General features: G+C 61.6%; 21 protein-coding genes. 9 read left to right on the top strand and 12 right to left on the bottom strand.

What is annotated here, in order from left to right:
- Positions 1-12: 12 nt before the first annotated feature.
- From BMW76_RS16315 to BMW76_RS16335, 5 genes are all read right to left on the bottom strand, one after another.
- Positions 13-1,197 (bottom strand): chromate transporter, encoded by a 1,185-nt coding sequence (locus BMW76_RS16315; protein ID WP_090866762.1) that lies wholly within the window; start codon positions 1,195-1,197, stop codon positions 13-15.
- Positions 1,197-2,174, bottom strand: a complete 978-nt coding sequence (locus tag BMW76_RS16320) for a chromate resistance protein ChrB domain-containing protein (RefSeq protein WP_090866764.1) — start codon at positions 2,172-2,174, stop codon at positions 1,197-1,199. Before BMW76_RS16320 ends, BMW76_RS16315 begins: the two co-directional genes overlap by 1 nt.
- A 194-nt stretch (positions 2,175-2,368) precedes the next feature.
- A complete protein-coding gene (locus tag BMW76_RS16325) occupies positions 2,369-2,908 on the bottom strand; it encodes a class I SAM-dependent methyltransferase (protein WP_090866766.1) in 540 nt (179 codons plus the stop codon).
- A 327-nt stretch (positions 2,909-3,235) separates the two neighbouring features.
- A complete protein-coding gene (locus BMW76_RS16330) occupies positions 3,236-3,568 on the bottom strand; it encodes a four-helix bundle copper-binding protein (protein ID WP_090866768.1) in 333 nt (110 codons plus the stop codon).
- A gap of 268 nt (positions 3,569-3,836) precedes the next feature.
- The gene (locus BMW76_RS16335) at positions 3,837-6,575 is read right to left on the bottom strand and encodes an MGH1-like glycoside hydrolase domain-containing protein (RefSeq protein ID WP_090866770.1); all 2,739 of its coding nucleotides are present in this window, start codon (positions 6,573-6,575) and stop codon (positions 3,837-3,839) included.
- Positions 6,576-7,076: 501 nt separating this feature from the next.
- Between BMW76_RS16335 and BMW76_RS16340 the strand changes: the two genes are divergently transcribed.
- Complete coding sequence (locus BMW76_RS16340; RefSeq protein WP_090866772.1) at positions 7,077-8,867, top strand: acyl-CoA dehydrogenase; 1,791 nt, start codon at positions 7,077-7,079, stop codon at positions 8,865-8,867.
- Between the two features lie 215 nt (positions 8,868-9,082).
- Here BMW76_RS16340 and BMW76_RS16345 read toward each other — a convergent pair whose 3' ends face one another.
- Positions 9,083-9,424 (bottom strand): helix-turn-helix domain-containing protein, encoded by a 342-nt coding sequence (locus BMW76_RS16345; RefSeq protein ID WP_090866774.1) that lies wholly within the window; start codon positions 9,422-9,424, stop codon positions 9,083-9,085.
- 80 nt (positions 9,425-9,504) lie between these two features.
- Here BMW76_RS16345 and BMW76_RS16350 point away from each other — a divergent pair, with 80 nt between their 5' ends.
- From BMW76_RS16350 to BMW76_RS16360, 3 genes are all read left to right on the top strand, one after another.
- Positions 9,505-10,323, top strand: coding sequence for a hypothetical protein (locus BMW76_RS16350; RefSeq protein ID WP_090866776.1), 819 nt, complete (start codon positions 9,505-9,507; stop codon positions 10,321-10,323).
- Between the two features lie 256 nt (positions 10,324-10,579).
- The gene (locus BMW76_RS16355; protein ID WP_090866778.1) at positions 10,580-10,810 is read left to right on the top strand and encodes a hypothetical protein; all 231 of its coding nucleotides are present in this window, start codon (positions 10,580-10,582) and stop codon (positions 10,808-10,810) included.
- A 69-nt stretch (positions 10,811-10,879) separates the two neighbouring features.
- Complete coding sequence (locus BMW76_RS16360) at positions 10,880-11,140, top strand: H-NS family nucleoid-associated regulatory protein (protein ID WP_090866780.1); 261 nt, start codon at positions 10,880-10,882, stop codon at positions 11,138-11,140.
- Here BMW76_RS16360 and BMW76_RS16365 read toward each other — a convergent pair.
- Positions 11,137-12,534 (bottom strand): MFS transporter, encoded by a 1,398-nt coding sequence (locus tag BMW76_RS16365; protein ID WP_090866781.1) that lies wholly within the window; start codon positions 12,532-12,534, stop codon positions 11,137-11,139. The genes BMW76_RS16360 and BMW76_RS16365 overlap by 4 nt on opposite strands.
- A gap of 254 nt (positions 12,535-12,788) precedes the next feature.
- On the opposite strand from BMW76_RS16365, the gene BMW76_RS16370 reads away from it, so the two are divergent.
- Both BMW76_RS16370 and BMW76_RS16375 read left to right on the top strand, forming a co-directional pair.
- On the top strand, positions 12,789-13,679 hold the full coding sequence (locus BMW76_RS16370; protein WP_090866783.1) for an alpha/beta fold hydrolase: 891 nt from the start codon (positions 12,789-12,791) through the stop codon (positions 13,677-13,679).
- A 93-nt stretch (positions 13,680-13,772) separates the two neighbouring features.
- Complete coding sequence (locus tag BMW76_RS16375) at positions 13,773-14,660, top strand: ketopantoate reductase family protein (RefSeq protein WP_090866785.1); 888 nt, start codon at positions 13,773-13,775, stop codon at positions 14,658-14,660.
- 48 nt (positions 14,661-14,708) lie between these two features.
- On the opposite strand, the gene BMW76_RS16380 is transcribed toward BMW76_RS16375, so the two are convergent.
- Both BMW76_RS16380 and BMW76_RS16385 read right to left on the bottom strand, forming a co-directional pair.
- Positions 14,709-15,062, bottom strand: coding sequence for a VOC family protein (locus tag BMW76_RS16380; RefSeq protein WP_090866787.1), 354 nt, complete (start codon positions 15,060-15,062; stop codon positions 14,709-14,711).
- A gap of 22 nt (positions 15,063-15,084) precedes the next feature.
- Positions 15,085-15,714: a glutathione binding-like protein gene (locus BMW76_RS16385; protein ID WP_090866788.1), complete on the bottom strand. Its 630-nt coding sequence runs from the start codon at positions 15,712-15,714 to the stop codon at positions 15,085-15,087.
- Between the two features lie 71 nt (positions 15,715-15,785).
- Between BMW76_RS16385 and BMW76_RS16390 the strand changes: the two genes are divergently transcribed.
- Together BMW76_RS16390 and BMW76_RS16395 are read left to right on the top strand one after the other, a co-directional pair.
- Positions 15,786-16,478, top strand: coding sequence for a TetR/AcrR family transcriptional regulator (locus BMW76_RS16390; RefSeq protein WP_090866790.1), 693 nt, complete (start codon positions 15,786-15,788; stop codon positions 16,476-16,478).
- 103 nt (positions 16,479-16,581) lie between these two features.
- On the top strand, positions 16,582-16,920 hold the full coding sequence (locus BMW76_RS16395; protein WP_090866791.1) for a DUF4148 domain-containing protein: 339 nt from the start codon (positions 16,582-16,584) through the stop codon (positions 16,918-16,920).
- Positions 16,921-17,024: 104 nt separating this feature from the next.
- Here the strand turns inward: BMW76_RS16395 and BMW76_RS16400 are convergent, their stop codons facing one another.
- The 3 genes from BMW76_RS16400 to BMW76_RS16410 all read right to left on the bottom strand — a co-directional run bounded on the left by BMW76_RS16400 (position 17,025) and on the right by BMW76_RS16410 (position 19,214).
- Entirely contained in the window at positions 17,025-18,092 is a 1,068-nt protein-coding gene (locus BMW76_RS16400) for a hypothetical protein (protein WP_090866793.1), read from the bottom strand.
- Positions 18,093-18,357: 265 nt separating this feature from the next.
- Positions 18,358-18,870, bottom strand: a complete 513-nt coding sequence (locus tag BMW76_RS16405) for a phasin family protein (protein WP_245763254.1) — start codon at positions 18,868-18,870, stop codon at positions 18,358-18,360.
- 143 nt (positions 18,871-19,013) lie between these two features.
- The gene (locus BMW76_RS16410; protein WP_090866797.1) at positions 19,014-19,214 is read right to left on the bottom strand and encodes a hypothetical protein; all 201 of its coding nucleotides are present in this window, start codon (positions 19,212-19,214) and stop codon (positions 19,014-19,016) included.
- A gap of 775 nt (positions 19,215-19,989) precedes the next feature.
- Between BMW76_RS16410 and BMW76_RS16415 the strand changes: the two genes are divergently transcribed.
- Positions 19,990-20,907, top strand: a complete 918-nt coding sequence (locus BMW76_RS16415) for a LysR family transcriptional regulator (protein ID WP_090866799.1) — start codon at positions 19,990-19,992, stop codon at positions 20,905-20,907.
- Positions 20,908-20,956: the final 49 nt, after the last annotated feature.

The raw sequence follows: 20,956 nt of genomic DNA on the forward strand, positions 1-20,956 counted from the left end.
ACGCGCGTGCGGTCAAATCGCGTGCGAATGAATGAGCGGATACACAGCAAGTCCGATGAGCGCGGCGGTGATGACGATGACCGGCTCCTGCAGCTTCTTGAAGCGCCACAGCAACAGCGCGGTCGCGAGTGCGAGCAGGACAGTCGGCCAGTCGACGATCGAGCGCCGCGCGATCACGATCACGGAGCCGGTAATCGCGCCGACGGCTGCGGCAGTGATGCCGTCGACGAACGCCTTGACGGCGGGCAGCTTGCCGTATCTCTTGAAGTAGGGCGCCGGCAGCACCGTGAAGAGATAGCAGGGCAGGAACGTGCCGAGTGCGGCTACACACGCGCCCGCGAACCCCGCCACCAGGTAGCCGATGAAGCCAACCGTGATCACGACGGGTCCGGGCGTAATCATCGCGACGGCCACGGCATCGACGAACTGTTTGTCATTGAGCCAGTGATGTTCGGTAACCACACCACCGTAAAGGAATGGCACGATCGCCAGTCCCGAGCCGAACACGAAAGCGCCGGCCTTCGCGAAGAACAGACCGATCTGGCCGAGCAATGGCCAATCAACGCCACTGAACACGCCGCTTGCGACGGGTAGCTGTGCCGCTGCCGCTGCATTCAGTCCGCCCTTGCTCAACCATTTCGGCGGAGCAACGACGAAGCAGTTGATGAGGCCGCCCGCAATGAAAAGCCACGCGATCTCCGATTCGGTGATGACGGTCACAGCGGCGAGTATCAGGTAGATCGCCCACAGGAGCTTGTTCTTGCCGATGGTTTTCGTCGTGAGCTTGTATGCGCTCATCGCAATGATCCCGACGACTGCGGCGCCCACGCCATAGAAGGCGGCCTGCATCCACGAGAGCCCGCCGAAGTGCGCGTAGGCCCAGCCAAGGCCGACCACCATCAGGAATGATGGCAACACAAACGCGATACCGGCGAGCGTCGCACCGACGATGTGATAGTGCACGTGACCCAGATAGATGCCAAGCTGTGCGGCCAGCGGTCCGGGCATCATCTGCGCGAGCGCCAGTCCTTCACGGTAGTCCGACTCGCTGATCCATTTGCGCTGCTCGACGAGATCGCGGTGCATGTAGCCGACGAGCGCCACAGGTCCGCCGAATCCGAACGCGCCCAGCCGCAGCATGTAAAGGACCAACTGACCGAGCGTGTAACCCGGCGCTGTCGCTGTAGTCATGTTCACTAACGCTTCCTCTCGTCTTTGCTTTTTGTCGTGGATACAAAGTGTGTGTAGAGCGAATCGAGCACCCGGCTCATGTCGTCAAGCAACTGATCGTCATCTGCTGCACGCTCCCTTGCCCCCGCCATCACGGCCTCGAAGCCGATGGCCTCGGGCACGGGGGCGCCGCCAACGTCGAGCGCATGAACCATCTCGCCGAGCCGGAGCAGCGCGGGGTCCTTGTCGAAACCGAAGCTGACGACCAGCACCTCGAACGTCACGCGTTCGCCGACGTGGGTGAAGGCCGCACCGTCGAAGTCGAAGCCGAGCGCGTTGGCCGGGCAGGCGCACGGTGACGTGAGCCAGATGAAACGTGCATCGCGATCGATGAATCGCCGGATCAGCCAGGCGCTCGCAACGCGATCGACCCACATGTGTTGCCGCGTGGCCCAGGTGCGCCCCTGATAGTCGCCGACTGACAGGCTACGGATGGGTCGTTCGGCGGAATGAGGCTCACCGGGCGACAGCACGGTATCGACCAGACCGATGAAGTCCTGCCACGCTGCTTCGGCGCGCGTCGCAGCGTCGCCCGGAAAGTAATCAATCGCGGCGATGGCTTCGTAGTCTTTGCGCAGTTTGCGGAGCAGCTTTGTCAGCTCAGCCGCCGACTGGCCCGACACCGTCTTGCGCGCGTCCTTCAGAGCGCGCATGAATTCGGCATGGTCTTCGCTGCGGTCGAAGAGCGCCCGGAATTCCGCTTCCTGGGCGGCATCGAGGCTCGGTGCACGGAGCAGATGCGCGGTGCCGCCACTACCCGCGATCGCGCTCGCCAGTTCGCGCAGCATCTGCTCGCGTTCTTCCGTGTGGGGCAGTAGATAGATGCCGTCGCGCAGCACCGCACATCCCTTTGCCTTCAGCGTTCGCCAGAAGCGCATGCGCGCCGTGGCGTTTTCGGTTGGAAGCGTGAGAACCAGCAGGGACCAGACGGTTGAAGTGCTCATGTAGCGTAAACTACGCGTCTGTAGCGGGTTCTACAAGACTTTTTTGTGCCTCCTGCAAGGCGGTGGTTTTATCGCAAGGAACGCATGTATCGGCTCTCGGCTCTTCAACAGGAGGATAAGCGGGCTGCAACGGCGCGTGATCGTGCGAAAGACGCGCATGCGACGGAGTCCGGCGACCATCAGGCTGCTTGGGCTTACCCCTGTCGGAGTTCCCAAACGCCCGCCGGCGGCGTGTTGCGCCAGATGACACGCCGCCAGCGCCAGGTGAGGCTCGTCGGGACATCAAATGGCGTTCTGGGTTGATAGGTGAACTGCACGAGGCTGCGCGCGACGTTTTGCATGAGAAACCTTGCCAGAATCACAGTCGTCGGGCGAATGACCTCCTTCGGCAGCGAGCGGAACGGCAGCGCCGAGACGATCAGCGCGCGCTCCGGCAATGAATCCAGAATCTGCGCCTGTTCGTGAAAGCGGCCAGCCACGACTTCGATGCCGGGATGTCGCGCGGCAAGCTTGCCAGCCAGTGCCGGGTCCAGTTCGAAGGCTATCAGCCTTGCAGAAGGGTTGCGCTCGACAAGCGCATCGGTAATGACGCCCGTGCCGGCACCAAGCTCAATGATCGTATCGAACTGGTCGGCCGGCTGCGCCATCGCGCGCGCAAGGTGCGGGGAAGATGGAGCGATCGCGCCAACGGCGGCGGGGTTTTTCAGCCAGTGTTTGATGAAGTGGATGTTCACGAAGATAGAGACTACACGTCTACGCAGGACAAGACAGGGAGAGCGTCCAGATCTGGACACTGCGCCGGGCTTGCAATCAACATGCCTGCTGTGTCTTGCTCAGATGTGCCGCGCCGCGTTCCTATGGAACTATGGAACGATCGTCGCTGTTTGAGCAGCAGTCTGGCAACGGCGAGCGCGATGCGTAGCAACGACACGCGCGATGCTTTGCATGGGGCGCGGGCTGACTGATCGATTGCACGACCGAAGTAGAGATCGCGTATCCGCACTTACGTGCGTGGACCGCGGCGCACAGACCAGGGAGCGTGCGAATCGCGATGATCGTTTCTACTGGGACCAGCTTCCTCGGCACACTTCCGCGCATGTCCGGCAAGCATCGCTGCATGTTCCGCATTGCTCGGACGGATGCCGGGAGCATTCCTCTGCGCACTCGTCACAGATCTGTGCGCAAAGCGCGCAAAACTCGGGTGCCAGATGACTTTCCCGAGCCAATGCGGCTGATGTGAAGCGGCACAGCGAAGCGCAGTCGGCGTTGAGGCGAATACACTTGGCCATGTTCGCAATACCCGGTTCGCCAAGGCAGGCAGATGCGCAGCGGTCGCAGGCGGCGGCACAGGCATCACAGGCTTCGATACACGGCTGATACGGCTCGGTGTTCATTGACAGGCTCCAGACACGAAGGATATTGAGTTGACGCGCTTGTTGCCCCCAGGCGCTCGAAAACGGTTGTTGACCGGAACGCCTCGAATACGAGCGTAGTCGCAAAGTGGCATTGCCGTAAAGCGATCACATCAGCCTTACGCAGCGGCAGCGCAGGCTGATCGAACGTTCTGCCCGGTTGCTGCCGCTCGATGTGCCGACAATCGAAATGGCGAGGTCCCCGCGCACGGCAAACAGGGTTGGATGCGCTTCGAACGGATTTTCTTCCTCACTTGCCGTCCACTTGTTCTCCGCTCACCTGTTGCCCGACGACGCCGGCCATGACGCGCCAGCGGTCGCTTTCCAGAACGGTTTGAGCGTCGATGCGCCCGAACAGGTCCAGGAGAGGCGCGACGAGACCCGTCCAGCCCGTCTGGTGACTGGCACCAAGCCCCGCACCGTTGTCGCCGTGGAAGTACTCGTAGAACAGAATCAGGTCACGCCAATACGGATCGCTCTGGAACCTGCCCGTCCCGCCGTAGACGGGACGCCTCCCATCCGCATTGCGCAGAAACGTACCCGCCAGCCGCCGGACTATCTCTCGCGTCACTTCGAAGAGCGTCATGTAATGTCCCGACCCGGTCGGGCATTGAACCTTGAACTCATCGCCGAAAAAGCTGTAGAGATTCATCAGTGCCCTGAGAATCAGCATGTTCACCGGCATCCATACCGGACCGCGCCAGTTGGAATTTCCGCCGAACATGCCCGTATTCGATTCGGCCGGCAGGTACTGCACGTTGTATTCCGTCCCACCGATACTCAGCACATACGGATGCTCGAGATGGTAGCGAGAGAGCGAACGAATGCCGTGCGGTCCGAGGAACTCATTTTCGTCCAGCAGATATCCGAGCACGCGCTCGAGTTTGCGCTTGTTCAGAATCGACAGGAGCCGGCGTTCGCGATGGCCGATGAAGCCTGCTTCCGTTGGCGCTACATGGGCGACCAGTTCCGGATAGCGTTTTCGGAATTGCGCGATCAGCTCCATCAGTTTCGGATAGCGCGTGATCGAATCTGCTTCGAACACCGTCGACGCACACAGCGGCAGCAGTCCCACCATTGACCTTACCTTCAGACGCATGGTCTGGCCGTCGGGAAGGCGCAGCAGATCATAGAAAAAACCGTCCTGCTCGTCCCACATCTCGTCTGGATGTTCGCCACGCCGGTCCATCGCGTAGGCGATCCACATGAAGTGCTGGACGAACCTGAAGGCGATCTCCTCGTACATCGGATCGTATTCCGTCAGGATGAGTGCCATCTCAAGCATGCACTGGCAATAGAACGCCATCCATGCCGTCCCATCCGCCTGTTCCAGGGTTCCACCCGTCGGAAGCTGCGCGCTGCGATCGAATATGCCGATGTTGTCCAGCCCCAGAAAACCGCCGGCGAAGACATTACGGCCTGATGGGTCCTTGCGGTTCACCCACCAGTTGAAATTGAGCATCAGCCCCTGAAACGACCGCTCGAGGAAGCGCGGATCAGCCTGGCCCAGCGCTGTCCCGTACTTGTAGAGCCAGAGCGTCGCGGCCGCATGCACGGGAGGATTCACGTCACTGAAGTTCCACTCATAGGCTGGGATCTGGCCGCTTGGATGGACATACAGGGTTCGCAACATCAGCAGCAACTGCTCTTTCGCGAAATCGAAATCGACCAGCGCCAGAGAGATCGTATGGAAGGCCAGATCCCAGGCCGCGTACCACGGATACTCCCATTTGTCCGGCATCGAAATCACGTCCGCATTCAACATGTGGAACCACCCGGTATTGCGTACATTGGGCCGCTCGCCTTCGAGCAAGGGATGGCTCCCATGCTCGCGCAGCCACAGTTCGAGATCGAAGTAGTAATACTGCTTGCCCCACAGCATGCCCGCCAAAGCCTGACGGTGAACCCGGCGCTGATCTTCCGTCAGCGATTTGGGCGCAATATGCGCGTAGAACGCGTCCGCGTCGGCGATGCGGTCATTGAAGGTTTTCTCGAAGTTGTCGAAGGCGTTGTCGCGCTTTACGGCCGTCAGGCGCAGCCGGATCGTCGCGTTGCCGCCGCCGGGTACATCGCAGACGTAATGGGCCGCCGCCTTGGTTCCCGTCCTGGCGGGATTCACAGCCTCGCGCTGCCCTGCGATGACATACGCGTGGAACGCGTCCTTCACATAGGGTGAAGCGTTGGATTGATTCCACAGACGTTGTGCGTTGCTTTCGTTTTCCGTGAAAAGCAGTTCGGTCGCACCGTCGCAAAAGAGCCAGTACTCGCCCAGATCATGATGCGTCGCGTGAATGGCGCCTAAGCCCGCTGCGCACAGCGATGGCCTGCGATCGGCGTCGCCCCACGACCAGGTATTGCGAAACCAGAGAGTAGGCAGGACCCGCAGCCGTGCCGCTTCCGGTGCGCGGTTGTGCACGGAAATGCGCACGAAGATGTCTTCCGGACCTGCCTTCGCGTATTCGACGAACACGTCGAAATACCGGTCATCATCGAAGACGCCGGTGTCGAGCAGTTCGTACTCGAGTTCGTCCCGCGACCGTTTCCGGTTGGTCTCGACCAGGTCCCGGTACGGATACTCGCGCTGCGGATACTTGTACAGATACTTCATGTACGAGTGCGTGGGCGTGCTGTCGACGTAGAAGTAATACTCCTTCACGTCCTCGCCATGATTGCCCTCGCTATTGGTCAGGCCAAAGAGGCGCTCCTTCAGTATCGCGTCGCGCTCGTTCCATAGCGCAAGCGCGAAGCACAGCCGCTGCTGGTCGTCGCACAGTCCACCGAGCCCGTCTTCGCCCCATCGGTAGGCGCGCGAACGGGAATGATCATGGGTGAAATAGTTCCAGGCGTTGCCGTCTTCGCTGTAGTCCTCGCGGACCGTCCCCCACTGCCGCTCGCTGAGGTACGGCCCCCACTTCTTCCACGGTACTTGCGCAGCACGCGCGTCGTTCAAGCGCTTTTCTTCTGCTACATCGACGATTACAGGACACATGCCTTGCCTCCGTAGCGGCGCGTGGACTCGATGGAGCGGGCGGGAGCAACTTTCGCCTGCCCAATGCCCATGCTTCGAGGTGTGAGGCGAGTCGAGGGAAGTCCCGGATACCATCACAATGTAGGAGGCGGCACGAAGCAGGGCAATGCGGTGTTGGGGATGTGCAGAGACAACAAACGACCGCTGTACCTTAAAGAGCTGCCGGATGGGCGCCGCCCGTTGCAATGTCGGGAACGACGATCCGAGCGCATCTCACGGCGCGTTCCGCCACTGCACGGGCAGCGCGCCCGGCACCTACCGACGGCCCGTCGACGCTGCGTGATACGCCAGGCGGCGAGGCGCGCCTGTTCGCCGTGGCCGGATTTGTCATTACGTGGGCAGGTTTGGACAGCTTGTGCGCGGCATATGCCGGTACGATCGGTTGCATCGTCACGGCCTTGGCCATTTCCTTTTCAGGCGTCGTGGCAGTTATTCATCGACCGCTTGATTGGACGAATCACCATGAGCTACACCGCCCCCGTCAAAGACATGCTTTTCGTGCTCAGCGAGCTGAGCGGCATCGAAGACATTGCAACGTTGCCCGGCTTCGAAGAGGCCGGCCTTGAAACGGCGCAGGCCGTGATCGAGGAATCCGCGAAGCTGTGCGGCGAAGTACTGGCGCCGCTGAACCTCGAAGGCGACCGCAATCCGAGCAGCTGGAAAGACGGCGTGGTCACGGCCACGCCCGGTTTCGCCGATGCGTTCCGCCAGTTCGCCGCGGGCGGCTGGCAGGGCGTGCAGCATCCCGTCGAATACGAAGGCCAGGGGCTGCCCAAGCTGATCGCGGCGGCCTGCATCGAGATGCTCAACGCGTCGAACCTCGCGTTCGCGCTGTGCCCGCTGCTCACGGACGGCGCCATCGAGGCACTGCTCACGGCCGGCAGCGAAGAACAGAAGCGCACCTACGTGCCAAAGCTGATCTCGGGCGAATGGACGGGCACGATGAACCTCACCGAGCCGCAGGCGGGCAGCGATCTCGCGCTGGTGCGCACGCGCGCCGAGCCGCAGGGCGACGGCTCGTACAAGCTCTTCGGCACGAAGATCTTCATCACGTGGGGTGAGCACGACATGGCGGAGAACATCGTCCATCTGGTGCTGGCACGCACGCCGGATGCGCCCGAAGGCGTGAAGGGCATTTCGCTTTTCATCGTGCCGAAGTTCGTCGTCAACGAGGACGGCTCGCCCGGCAAGCGCAACGACGTGCAGTGCGTGTCGATCGAACACAAGCTCGGCATCAAGGCGAGCCCGACGGCGGTGCTGCAGTTCGGCGATCACGGTGGCGCAATCGGTCATCTGGTCGGCGAGGAGAATCGCGGCCTCGAGTACATGTTCATCATGATGAACTCGGCGCGTTTCTCGGTCGGCATGCAGGGCGTCGCGGTATCGGACCGCGCATACCAGAAGGCCGTCGCATACGCGAAAGAACGCGTGCAGAGCCGGCCCGTCGATGGCTCGGCGAAGCAGGCCGTGTCGATCATCCAGCACCCCGACGTGCGCCGCATGCTCGCAACGATGCGCGCGCTCACGGAAGCATCACGTGCGCTAGCGTATGTCGCGGCATCGAACTGCGATTTCGCGCACCGTCACCCCGACGAGGCGAAGCGTGCCGAACATCAGGCGATCTACGAGTACCTGGTGCCGGTCGTCAAGGGCTGGAGCACGGAGCTGTCGATCGACGTGGCGAGCCTCGGCGTGCAGGTGCACGGCGGCATGGGCTTCATCGAGGAGACGGGCGCGGCGCAGTACTACCGCGATGCGCGCATCCTGCCGATCTACGAAGGCACGACGGCGATCCAGGCGAACGACCTGATCGGACGCAAGACGGTGCGCGATGGCGGCGCGGTCGCGAAGGCACTGCTCGCGGAGATCGCGCAGACTGTCGACGCACTGAAGCAGCACGATGGCGCGGCGTTCGCGGCGATGCATAAACATCTGTCGCTTGGACACGATGCACTGCAATCGGTAGTGGCCTTTGTCGTCGCAAACGTGAAGCGCGACCCGAACGCGGTGTTTGCGGGCAGCGTGCCGTATCTGAAGCTCGCGGGCATCGTGCTGGGCGGCTGGCAGATGGCGCGCGCGATGCTCGTCGCGCAAGCGAAGAAGTCAGATGACCCGTCGTTTTACGGCGCAAAGATCGCCACCGCACAGTTCTATGCGGAGCACGTGCTGCCGCAGGCAGTCGCGCTGGAAGCGTCGATCGTCAGCGCGAAGGGCGCCGAAGGCGTGCTGGCGCTGTCGGAAGATCAGTTTTAAGGACAGGCACTGACAAGCCTATCGGAGCGGGCAGCGACATCCAACGCTGCCCGTGATGTTCCACTCAATGCGTAGCGACGCAGACAAGCAACAAAACGGCATTCGCTATTTGCTCGCTCCTTCTTCACCAACGGCCGCTATGCGGCCGTTCCTTCGCGTCCCGCATCCACTCATCCCGCACGGCTCAGCCCGTCGAGCGTCGCGACACGCGCCGTTCACCCCATCTTCCCGCTCAACCCCTTCAGCCCTTTGATCACGACGAGCAGTGCGCGGCCGTGCTCTTCCGAGCCGTCCCACGCGTCGACGATCGCATTGCGTAGCAGTTCGTTATAGCCCGCTGCGCGGCCGCTTGCACGGCGCGGCTCCACGCCATAGAAACTGCATAGCTTATTGAATGAAGCGCTCTTGCGAACACGCTGCCCCTCCGACAGCCGGAGCCGCGACACAGTAGGCTGGCTGACTCCAGAAAGCCTCGCGATTTCGCTGGACGAACGCGTATCCGCCAGCAAGCGGCGCATCAGGTCCTGGACGGGAAAATCGCTCTTCGGGGCTTCCATTCGACGCATTATATCTATACATTAACGCTTATTGAATTGGCCGATCAATTTTGACGAATGCCCGCCTCCCGAGGAAGTGAATGACACTGAAGCACCTACCGCCCACGTTCTGCTGGACCAAGACAGGCCATGAGTCCAGTGAAGATCTGCCTGTCGTCGTCCTTCAAAAGGAATGGGAGCGCAGGCTGGGCGGCGGGCGTTTTCTGTGGGGCGTCGGGCAGTCGCTGGGCAACAGCGCGCAAGTCGCGGCGCACCGCACGGGCTCGCTGCTCGCGCTCTTTTCGCCGGCATCGAGCAAGCCAAGAGCTGCCGGCCGCAAAAAGGAAGACATGCTGCTGTGGAACGCTTGGATCGACAGCACGGGGCAGGTGCGGCAGCTTCCGCCTTACGCGTTCATCGTCAGCCGCGCGACGCTGCCGTCCGGGCAGCGCAGGGAACAGCATTACGCGCTGGTGTGCTCGTCGCCGACGGAACTGAGCATGGGTACGCGCTTGCGCGTGTACCCCGAACATCTGCGCAGCGTGAGCACGGGCAAAGCGCTCGGCGCCGCGCATGGCGCGGCCGTCGTCGATTGCATCGCGCGCGCGGCCAACTTGAATGGCGAGAGCGGCAAGACCAGCAAGAGCTATCCGATTGCGCTCGCCGTCGAACTCGAAGCGCCGTATTTCGTGCGGCTCACGCAACCCGGCGTGCTCAAGGCGCGCGATTTCGCGGAGATCAACAAGGCCACGCGCGACGGTGATCTCGCGACATTCATCGATATGGTCGGGCGTTTGCGCAGCCGGCCGCCGCAAGAGCGGGTGCGCGGCTTCACGCGCGATCTGTTCGATATGCCGCCCATCGAAGCGATGGCTGCATTCAGCAACGCGGCACATGCGCAGCCTGGCTTCGCGACATGACTGATGCGGACGGTCAGCGAGTGTCTACTGCATTGAATCTGCGAACACTGACCTTCCAGTGCTCACATTAAAAAAAGCGCGTGTTGTTGTATTCCCGCCCTGGCGCTTAGCCGCAAGCGGAGAGAAAATCGGCGTGTCGCGCAATGCATTGCAACCGATATCCGTTCAAGTCGCTGGCTCGACGCCATAGCTATTGCTGCACCGTGAGCTCGCACAAGTGAAGTACACGAACCTGAAACGAAACGGAGGAATGCCTATGTCGGCGATCACACATTCGCGGCAGGCTCAGGCCGCGCAGCGTTTTGTCCAGGCGACGCGAAATGTCGATCTGGCGTTTCGCGCAATGCGCGGCGAGCCGGAAGACGGCACATCGAATGTCGAATATGCAGCCGCCGTCGCGCAACTGGACCGCGCGCTCGACGAGCTCGCGCGTGCGCAGGCGCTGTTCGACTCGGCGGTTCGCAACGACGCGCGGCGGCGCAATTGAGTTCGTCACGCATGGCTACGCCCGTACGAATGGATTGTTGAACCCATCACCTTTCGAATCGCACGAGCAATGTCTACATCAATCGCAAAACTCGACGGCCAGGCCAGAGAGCGCCTGATCGCGTGGATACGGCACAAGATGACCGAGTTCGGCATCACGGTCGACGCGATCGAACAGTCGCTTGCCGAAGACGAAAAGTCGGCTCGCGCGGTACGTTATCAGGATGCGCTCGGGCATGTCTGGGACGGCCACGGCGACTTGCCCGACTGGCTGCGCCGCGCTGTCGCATCGGGCCAAAGCATCGACTTTTTCCGCTGCGAGCAGGGCTAGGCCGAACGCCTCACTGATCCCGACGCGCGCAGGCTGCGCAGCGTCAGCAATACGAGCACCCCCATCACGAGGGCCGTGAACAGATACAGGCCGGCGGGGCCCGCAATCGCCATCATCGCGGATGCGAGCGTCGGGCCACCGCTCGCGCCGAACGAAAAGATCAGCAGCAGCGCGGCGCTCACGGCGATCCGTTCATCGGCGGGAATGCAGTCGTTCACATACGATGCGACGACGCCATACATCGAAAACGCGACGGCAACGTACAGATAACCAAGTGCTTCGATCAGCACGCCGTCGCGCAGCACGAACAGCAGCACGCTCAACGTTCCGGCGCTTGCGGCCAGACTGAGCAGGACCTTGCGCCGGTCGAACCGGTCGGCGACGCGCGCGACGGGCCATTGCGGCACGAGCGCCGCGAGCAGCGCAAATCCCATGAAGTGCGATACGTCCGGCACCGAATAGCCGACGCGCCGCATGAACACCGGCTGCATCGTATAGAAAGCGCTGTTCAGCAGCCCGGCCGCAAGACACGCGATCACGCCGAGCGGCGCCCATCGACAGATCGTCCGCAGCCCCGACAGGCCGCGCGCGAGACGTGAGCCGTAGGCCACGCCGTTAGCATCGTGCGCATCGTGAGCGATGGCGGGCGCGGGCGCCGTACCCGCGAGCGCGACAGGAATCAGCGATGCCGCAAACAGTGCACTGACGGCGCTGAAGAGCTCGAAGCCTGCGGGGTCGGCGAGGCCGATCAGAAACTGGCCCGTGCCGACGCCGAGATAGTTCGTGATCAGATATGCGGAGAACACGCGTCCCCGCTGCGCGTTGCTCGCGACCTGATGCAGCCAGCTTTCGATCGCCGTGAAGATGCCGACGAGACAGAAGCCCGTGATGAAGCGCAGCGCGGCCCAGGTCGCGGCGCTGCTCCACACCGCATAGCCGAGCGCGCAGCACGCGGATGCCGCGGCGAACGTAACGAACGCGCGATGATGGCCGACGCGCCCGATCAGGGAGCCGCCGTACACGGCGCCCAGCATGAAGCCGACGTAGTACGCGGACTGTACGACGCCGACGACGATCGACGGCGCCTGTTGCTGGATGAGCCGCAGCGAGATCAGCGTGCCGAGCAGGCCATTGCCTGTGATGAGGATCGCGTAGCCGAGCAGCAGGATCGCGGTGGAGCGCAGGCTGCTGACGGGAGGCAGCGGCGCAGGGACGGGCTCATGAGTGGACCCATGAGTGGGCTCATAACCCGGCTCATAACCGGCCTCATGAACAGGCGCGACCCGCGCGTTCGACGAAGGACCGCTTTCGATGAAATCGGCGCGCGGCTGCGCATCCGGCAGAGAGAATGCGCCGCACGGCTGGCCGGCCGCCGAATCGTGTGCCTGTTTCATCGTGCTCAGTCTCGTTCGTCTTTCGCGGCACCCGGATCGCGACGTTTTGCGGGCTTTCTCTCGTCGAATGTAGCGGGCGCGTGCGTCGCCGGCATGGCACGAATCCGACATCGGTTTGCGGTAAAACGACTTCTCTTTCGTGTCGGTCATTTACGAGGCGCATGCGTGCGGCCGTCAGCGCATTTCGCGCGGCGGCGCTACCATGAACGCTCGCTGCGTAGTCGCCGTCAGCCCTTGATGCGGAGCCGCCGATCATGCTGAAGCACGTGAACACCGAACTGCTGGACATCGCCTATGAAGAAACGGGCGATTCGCAAGGCTGGCCTGTCGTGCTGTCGCACGGTTTCCCGTACGACATCCGTGCATACGACGAGGTGGCGCCGCTGCTGGCCGCGCAGGGCGCGCGCGTGATCGTGCCGTATCTGCGTGGCTACGGGCCCACGCGCTTTCTTTCCGCCGACACGCCGCGTTCCGGCCAGCAGGCCGCGCTCGCCGCCGATCTGCTCGCGCTGCTCGACGCGCTGCATATCGAGTGCGCGCTGCTCGGCGGCTACGACTGGGGCGGCCGCGCCGGCTGCATCGTCGCGGCGCTGTATCCGCAGCGTGTGCAGGGGCTCGTGACGGGCAATGGCTACAACATCCAGGACATCGCGGCGTCGGGCAAGCCCGAGCCGCCCGAGAACGAGCTACGCCACTGGTATCAGTACTACTTTCACGGCGAGCGGGGCCGCGCGGGGCTCGCGGAAAACCGGCGCGCGCTGTGCCGCCTGCTATGGACGCTCTGGTCGCCCACCTGGCGTTTTGACGACGCGTGCTACGAACGCACGGCGTCATCGTTCGATCACGCCGATTTCGTCGATGTCGTGATTCATTCGTACCGGCATCGCTATGCGCTCGTCGAAGGCGACCCGCGTTACGACGACATCGAGCGGCGGCTCGCGGCGCAGCCGCCCATCGGCGTGCCGTCGATTTCACTCGACGGCAGCGTCGACGGCGTGATGCCCGTCGGCGGCACTGCGCATCATGCGCCGCATTTCACGGGGCCTTACGAGTATCGCGTGATCGCGAATGCCGGACACAACCTGCCGCAGGAAGCACCCGACGCATTCGCCGACGCGCTGCTCGCCGTGCGCACGCGCGCCTGACCAGAAGCCTCTACGCATGTTCTCCGACGATCCGTCCTTGCACGCCATGTGGTAACTTTTGACGGTTCAAATCCATTCGAAAGAGCGTTGCTTATGAAAGTTGTGGTAATGGGCGCGGGCGCAGTGGGCTGCTATTACGGCGGGATGCTGGCGCGCGCGGGACATGAGGTGGTATTGATCGGACGCCCTCAGCATGTCGACGCGATTTCGCGTCGCGGACTTCGACTCGAAACGCAGGCATTCGACGAGCACATCCCTCTCGCCGCCAGCACGAACGCGAGTGCCGTGCAGGGCGCAAAGCTCGTGCTGTTCTGCGTGAAGTCCACCGACACCCATAGCGCCGCGCTTGCAATCAAGCCCTTTCTCGCGCCCGATACGCTGGTGCTCTCGCTGCAAAACGGCGTCGAGAATGCCGACGAAGTGCGCAACGTCGTGTCGCAGGAAGTGGCCGCGGCCGTCGTCTATGTCGCGACTGAAATGGCGGGGCCGGGGCACGTCCGTCATCATGGGCGCGGCGAGCTGGTGATCGAGCCGTCGAAGACAAGCGTGGAAGTTGCGCAGGCGCTGATCGCGGCGGGCGTGCCGACGGAGATCTCGGACAACGTGCGCGGCGCGCTGTGGGCGAAGCTGATTCTGAACTGTGCGTACAACGCGCTGTCGGCGATCACGCAGTTGCCTTATGGGCAGCTCGTGCAGGGCGAGGGCGTGACGGCCGTGATGCGCGACATCGTCGACGAATGTGTTGCCGTAGCGAAGGCGGACGGCGTCACCGTTCCCGGCAACGTCGATGCGGCCGTGCGCATGATCGCGGAGACGATGCCGGGGCAGTACTCGTCCACGGCACAGGACCTGTCGCGCGGCAAGCGCAGCGAGATCGACCATCTGAACGGGCTGATCGTGCGGCGCGGCGAAGCGCTCGGCGTGGCCACGCCGTCGAACCGGCTGTTGCATACGCTCGTCAAGGTGATCGAGAGCAAGTAGCGCGGCCTTCAGTCTTCACGACGCTTTCACGCGAAGGCGTTTTGTGCGTTAGCGATGCGCGAGGATGTTCACGAGCTTGCCGAACGGATCGCGCACATAAAAGCGCCGCACGCCCCACGGCTCGTCGACGGGACCGTATTCGACCGCGAAACCGGCTGCTTTCATTGCGCCGAATGCAGCGTCCACATCATCGACTTCGATTGAAATATCGGGCACCGGAGTGCCCGAACCGCCTTCCCGGGCGAAGCTGATTTGCACGGTCATCGACTGGTCCGAAGAACCGTATGTGCGAATCCAGCCGAGATCCATCAGCAGATCGAGGCCGAGAATCTCCTGATAGAAGCGCTGCGCTTGCGCCATGTCCTTGACCTCGATGTTCGAGACGATCCGGTTGACTTTCATCGCTCAAGCCTCAGATGGCCCGCTATTGCCGGGCCTGCTCTTCACGAAACAACGCCATCTCTTCCGATAGCGCTCTCGCCACGTGCGGGCGCGCGGCGATGCGCTGGAAATACGCATCGACAGCCGGCCATTCCGCGAGTTCGACGCCGCAATACTTCGCCCAGTTCAGTACGGTCGTCAGATATGCATCGGCGACGCTGAAACGATCGAGCAGGTACTCGTGTGCCGCGAGATGCGTCTGCAACAGATCGAAACGCCGATCGAGCTTCTGCCGCGCGTATTCCGCTGCTTCAGGCGGCGCGGTGGGATCGAGCACCGGCACGAATACGCCCTTGTGCAATTCCGTGCTGATAAAGCCGAGCCATTGCTGCAGTTGCGCGCGCTCCCGTGTGCCCGGTGAAGGCGCGAGCCCTGCGGCGGGAAACCGGTCAGCGACGTAGGGCAGGATAGCCGTGTTTTCCGTCAACAGCCAGCCTTCGTCGGTGCGCAAGACAGGCACCTGGCCAAGTGCGTTGATTGCATGGAAATCGGAACCGTCGCGCAGCTTCTTCTTTTTCGTGTCGACCTGAATGAACCCGGCCGGCGCGCCGGCTTCATAAAACGCGATGCGCGTAGCCATCGAGCATGCGAGCGGAGAAAAATAGAGATCCATGGCGATGTCTCCCGATCGTTGGATTGTTTTTGTACTATAGTGAACAAAATTAGACGGTGTCAAATATTTCTATGCGAGACAGTACAAAAAACGAAAAGCGTGCGCGTGGCCGGCCGCGCGCTTACGACGCGGACGAAGCGCTGAGCAATGCCACTGACGCGTTCTGGCTGAACGGCTATTCGGGCACGTCGCTCGACGCATTGAGCGAGGCGACGGGCATGAACCGCCCGAGCCTCTATGGCGCGTTCGGGGACAAGCATGCGCTCTACCTGAGCACGCTGGACCGCTACGTCGAAGCGGGTGTGCAGGCAATGGAATCTGCATTGAGCGACGACATTCCGTTGGCGCGAGCATTGCAACGCGTCTATGACGGAGCGCTCGCGCTTTACTTGCCAGCGGGCGGCACGCCGCGTGGCTGCTTTCTCATCGGGACGGCGGTTGTCGAATCGAAAGTCGATGAAGAAGTGCGCACCCGATTGACGCAGGGACTCAAATCGTTTGATCGTGCGTTCGAAAAGCGCATACGGCGCGCGCAGGCTGACGGAGAACTTTCCGCCAATGCGGACGCTGTCGTTTTGGCGCGCGTCGCGTCCGCGATCATGCATAGCCTCGCGCTGCGTTCGCGCGCCGGCGATTCGCGGGCCTCGCTGCGCGCAACGGCGGCAGAAGGCGTCGCGTTGATTTGCGGCGCGTGCAACGAGAGCACGTCGAAATCTTCCAAAGGCGTATCTGTTACGCGTCCGGTAGGACCTGCAAGGAAATAGACGATGCGCATCGATTAGCGTCTTTTCATGCTTTTTTCATCACGTCCAACTGGTACAGGGTTTGCGCAATAACACTTGTATTAGCTACCTCATGGAGGGAGTCATGAAACTGGTCAAGCACGTAGCTATTCTTGCAGCAGTAACGGGTATTTCCGCCGTGGCCTGCGCGCAAACAGCCGTCCAGCAGAATCAGCCGCTTACGCGCGGCGAAGTGAAACAGGACTTGAGAAACGTCGAAAGCGAAGGCTATCGTCCGGGCGATGGCGACCGCACCGATTATCCGCAAAACGCGCAGGCAGCCGAACGCCGTCTGTCGAAACAGCAGGCCCAAACGCAAGGCTACGGCGGCGTGGCGAACGGCACGACAGCGTCGGGCATGGTGCCGCAACCAATGAGCAAGCGCAATAACGACGGCATGAAGGGCGTTTATTTCGGCCGGTAAGCCAGCGTTGGTCGGGCAACTAAAGAAAGACTATTGACGATCAGCGAGGACGGGCCGCGTGAAAATGCGGCCCGGTTTTCTGTGTTCCCGCACTGGCGTATGCATCAGTTCGCGGGAATCGTCACAATGGGCGCCTTGCTGTTCGTTTCCGCTTCGGCGAGCGCCATCAGATTCTGGACGACCGTGAACGCATATTTCGAATCGAAATCCGCGCGGTCGACCCAATACGTCGACGGGCCATAGCGCACGGCGGCGTAGGCATCGGCGGGCGGCGTGTCACCCGTCCGCACGATGATCGTCGGCCGCGTTTCGCCGCCGACCAGCGTGACAGTGGGCTTCGTCGAACCATCGTCGATCTTCTGATCGGGCACGTGCACCTGTGCACCGAGGTCGGTCAGAATGCCGAGCACCGAGCGTGTCAGCATGGCGATCTGATTGCCGCCGCGCGACGACTGTCCGTAAACGATTTCATAGTCGCCCGTTTTCGCATTGAGATGCAGGAGCTTGCGTACCAGTCGCAGATCGGGCGCGGCTTTTTGGGCATCCGTCGTCGTTGCCGTACCCAGTATCAGATAGACGTGCTGCTCGTTCTTCACGGTACGCGATTCGACATTCAGTTCGCCCGCCATTTGCAGGCGGCGCAACGCCTGGATCAGTTGAAAGAACTGCGGCGACCCTGCACTGTTTTCTCCGCCAAGCGCACTACCGTTTTGCAGACCGCCGATCGATTGCGCCGAAATGCGCAGCAGCAGATCGATTGGTATGCCGCCTTCAGCGAGCGGAAGGACGAGCGTCGGCGCGAGTGGACGGATATACGCCTGCGCATAGGCTTCGCCCGTCGTCGGCGTGAATGTGAATGTCGGGTGGTTCGAGTACGACACCGTTCCCGTCACGGACGCATAGTTCGGCATGGTGCCGGAGCCGGCATTGAGCGTGGACGAAGCCGACGCGTCGACGTTATAGGCTGCAATGATCTGGCTGACGGTCAGAAACGAGGGCGCGTCGGCGAAGCGCAAAGCGATGATGGCCGCGAGTATTTCCCGCTTCTTTGCTTCGCCGAGTGCGCGCGAATAGTCGACCTGATCGGCCTTTAGCCGCGTCGGTCCGACGCCGTTGCAAGCCGCGAGCAGACTGGCGGCGCAGCAGACGAGTAGACCTGGAAGTCTTTTCATCGGTGTAGAAACGTTTGCGTGGGTGGCATGGGCGGACGGCATGTGCCGGTAAAGACGTCCGTGGCGAAATAGCACGTCGCGTGCCTCGCTCTCGACATGCAATGACCAGTGGGAGAAGTACAGTGGGAGAAGTACAGCGGCAGAAATACGACTGAGGGACGACAGCGGACGAAAAAAAGCCCGCTCGAAAGCGGGCTGCAAAATGCGCCTGACGCGGGGAATCGCGTCCGGTTTCCTACTCCTTTTTTGCCGCGAACCTCTCTATTCAGGCTGCGTGCGAGATGTTTTTCGCGTTGCGCGTCACCACGTTCAGATTGCTCTCCGCGGTTTCGACTGCCTGCCGCGCCGTCTTCCAGATGCTCTCGTAAAACTCGTTCGCCGCCGCAATGGCGGTGTTCATCGCCGTCACGGCGACCTCGGCGCCCGCCGGCGCGCGCTGTGCGGCGTCGTCCAGGTCGGCCTTGACCGCGCCGATCTGCGATTCGTACTGCGCGGTCGCACATTTCATGATGGCCGCCTGCGTGCCCGCGATGATGTCGCACACCTGCTGGTTGTACAGCGCGGTGCGCTCGACGATAGACAGATCGCCGGCTTTGATCGCACTGGCGCCCGGCATCTCGCCGTTCGCCAGTGCATTCATCGCGCGCTGCGTGCCGTCGCGCAATACCTGGAAATTCAATTGAACGAGCTTCTCAAAGCCACTCACCGCTTCATTCGCGATGTCGTAGAACGTCTGAACCCGGGCTTTCTGTGCGGCAGTCACTTCGTCGATGGACATGAACATCGCAGGGCCTCGCAAGGTTGAATGCGCGAAAGATTGACTGGCACCGATCGCTGGACGATCGGCGCCAACCGGTTGCATGGGAACTGCCGTAACTCGTTTATCTGTACGGCGACGGCGCGTATTCGCGTCGCGTGACGTCATGGCTGCGCAGCGCCGAGCCGCGCGAGCAAAGCCTGTCCGCGGTCAGTGACGCACGGAGCGATGCGGGGCGCGTCAGGCAGGCCGATGGTGATCAGATTGCGATCGGCCAGCGCGATCAGGTCAGCCTGATCGAGGTCCGGCTGATGTTTCGCGTCCTTGATAAGCATGAGCGTCGCAAATTCGTGTGGACTGAGCACGTGTGTCTCCTGAAAGGCGCATCGCGCCCGCTCGCATGCATAAATGACCTTTAAATGCATTTCGAGCGGCAAATATTGATTGGACGTTATCCGTCTGAAGACGCTGCACATCGACGGGGAACTCATACTAATGCGGCAATTGTCAAATTACAATCGGAATTAGCAGTATATTTGCGGCCGGTTTTGTCGCGGGAGCGCGCGGCAATTATTGCCTGCGCAAACCACGATTAAAAGGAAAATGTACCGGTGTCTTTTCTGCTATCTGGCAATCGTTTGCCTGCCTCTCGCGACCGGCTTCCGGAGCGCCTCACAGGTATTATGTGGATCTTGACATCAGATAGTCACACTTTTAGCGGCGTCGATACGATCCAAAATCTGCGTTTGCAGACACTGCGCGGGATCGGATTTGCTTAAAACCGGCAGCCGGATTTGAATCATAGATAAAGCGTCGCTTTAGCAGTGAATATGGGCATTTCCCTCGGAAGGAAATAATATTAGTCATATTCGGGCTATTGTCCGATGCCCAGGGCAGTAGAAATCGGCGCTATTTTTATGGCCGTTAAAAACCGGCTGTGAGCGATTGACCGTTCGCAGGAAAGCTCCGTTGTTCGCGCCCCTTCTCGCGCGCGGCGATTTTCTCCATGTTATTTTTGCGTCAGCCAGGCTGCACGCGAGAGGCAGACGGGCAGCCGGACCGACGGCACGTCGAACCCCTCCGACATGGCAATCCGCCACGCTGGATGTTTCGCCGCCAAACAATGACAGGGCACAGGAAATGGACCGCTTCGAGGCAATGGAGATCTTCACGCGCGTCGTGGACGCGAACAGCTTTTCAAAGGTATCTGAAATGCTCGATTTGCCGCGCGCAAAAGTGAGCAGAACAATTCAGGCGCTGGAAGAGCACGTCGGCGTGCGCCTGCTGAATCGTTCGACGCGTCAGGTCAGCGTCACGGAAGACGGCGCGCTGTTTTATGAGCGATGCGTGCGCATTCTCGCCGAAGTGGCGGATGCGGAATCGTCGTTGTCGAACAAGCGCGAGAGTCCGACGGGCACGATACGCGTCGATACGTCGGGCACGCTTGCGCGCGCGTTGCTCCTGCCTTCGCTGGAAGACTTCTATCAACGCTATCCGCAAATCGATGTGCGCCTGGGTCTCGCCGACCGCAATATCGATTTGATCCAGGACGGCGTGGATTGCGTGATCCGCATGGGCATGCTCGAAGAGTCGAGTCTCGTTGCGAAGCGCATCGGCAATGCACGGATTGTCACGTGCGCATCGCCCGCTTATCTCGAACGGCACGGCACGCCTAAGACGCTCGAAGAGCTCAGCCAGCATCAAGCGGTGAATTACGTGTCGGCGCGCTCGGGAAGAACTTTTCCATTCGAGTACAGCGTCGGCGGAGAAGTGGTGAGGGTGCAGATGAAGAGCGTGCTGGCCGTCAATGACGGCTCGGTCTATATCAATGCAGGCGCGTTGGGGCACGGCATCATCCAGCCGTCGCGCTTCATGGTGGCCGATCTCATCAAGCAGGGCGCGCTGCGGGAAATCCTGAGCGAATACAACATTCCGTCGACGCCGCTTTCGGTCGTCTATCCGCATCGCCGCAATCTCAGTTCGCGACTGCGTGCATTCGTCGATTGGGTATCGGAAATCGCGCAGAAGAACCCGGACCTGCGCATCACGCAAGAGTGACGCTCGCGTTTGCCTGCTGCGCAATGCAACTTTAAGGCCACGCAGCAGG

Source organism: Paraburkholderia diazotrophica, assembly GCF_900108945.1.
Classification (GTDB): Bacteria; Pseudomonadota; Gammaproteobacteria; order Burkholderiales; family Burkholderiaceae; genus Paraburkholderia; species Paraburkholderia diazotrophica.

Bases quoted from the DNA above. Each gene is read 5' to 3' on its own strand.
- BMW76_RS16405 (WP_245763254.1), bottom strand. From the start codon at position 18,870: ATGTCCATCGACGAAGTGACTGCCGCACAGAAAGCCCGGGTTCAGACG.
- BMW76_RS16320 (WP_090866764.1), bottom strand. From the start codon at position 2,174: ATGAGCACTTCAACCGTCTGGTCCCTGCTGGTTCTCACGCTTCCAACC.
- BMW76_RS16395 (WP_090866791.1), top strand. From the start codon at position 16,582: ATGAAACTGGTCAAGCACGTAGCTATTCTTGCAGCAGTAACGGGTATT.
- BMW76_RS16380 (WP_090866787.1), bottom strand. From the start codon at position 15,062: ATGAAAGTCAACCGGATCGTCTCGAACATCGAGGTCAAGGACATGGCG.
- BMW76_RS16350 (WP_090866776.1), top strand. From the start codon at position 9,505: ATGACACTGAAGCACCTACCGCCCACGTTCTGCTGGACCAAGACAGGC.
- BMW76_RS16355 (WP_090866778.1), top strand. From the start codon at position 10,580: ATGTCGGCGATCACACATTCGCGGCAGGCTCAGGCCGCGCAGCGTTTT.
- BMW76_RS16390 (WP_090866790.1), top strand. From the start codon at position 15,786: ATGCGAGACAGTACAAAAAACGAAAAGCGTGCGCGTGGCCGGCCGCGC.
- BMW76_RS16345 (WP_090866774.1), bottom strand. From the start codon at position 9,424: ATGGAAGCCCCGAAGAGCGATTTTCCCGTCCAGGACCTGATGCGCCGC.
- BMW76_RS16415 (WP_090866799.1), top strand. From the start codon at position 19,990: ATGGACCGCTTCGAGGCAATGGAGATCTTCACGCGCGTCGTGGACGCG.
- BMW76_RS16340 (WP_090866772.1), top strand. From the start codon at position 7,077: ATGAGCTACACCGCCCCCGTCAAAGACATGCTTTTCGTGCTCAGCGAG.
- BMW76_RS16330 (WP_090866768.1), bottom strand. From the start codon at position 3,568: ATGAACACCGAGCCGTATCAGCCGTGTATCGAAGCCTGTGATGCCTGT.
- BMW76_RS16365 (WP_090866781.1), bottom strand. From the start codon at position 12,534: ATGAAACAGGCACACGATTCGGCGGCCGGCCAGCCGTGCGGCGCATTC.
- BMW76_RS16400 (WP_090866793.1), bottom strand. From the start codon at position 18,092: ATGAAAAGACTTCCAGGTCTACTCGTCTGCTGCGCCGCCAGTCTGCTC.
- BMW76_RS16375 (WP_090866785.1), top strand. From the start codon at position 13,773: ATGAAAGTTGTGGTAATGGGCGCGGGCGCAGTGGGCTGCTATTACGGC.
- BMW76_RS16360 (WP_090866780.1), top strand. From the start codon at position 10,880: ATGTCTACATCAATCGCAAAACTCGACGGCCAGGCCAGAGAGCGCCTG.
- BMW76_RS16335 (WP_090866770.1), bottom strand. From the start codon at position 6,575: ATGTGTCCTGTAATCGTCGATGTAGCAGAAGAAAAGCGCTTGAACGAC.
- BMW76_RS16370 (WP_090866783.1), top strand. From the start codon at position 12,789: ATGCTGAAGCACGTGAACACCGAACTGCTGGACATCGCCTATGAAGAA.
- BMW76_RS16385 (WP_090866788.1), bottom strand. From the start codon at position 15,714: ATGGATCTCTATTTTTCTCCGCTCGCATGCTCGATGGCTACGCGCATC.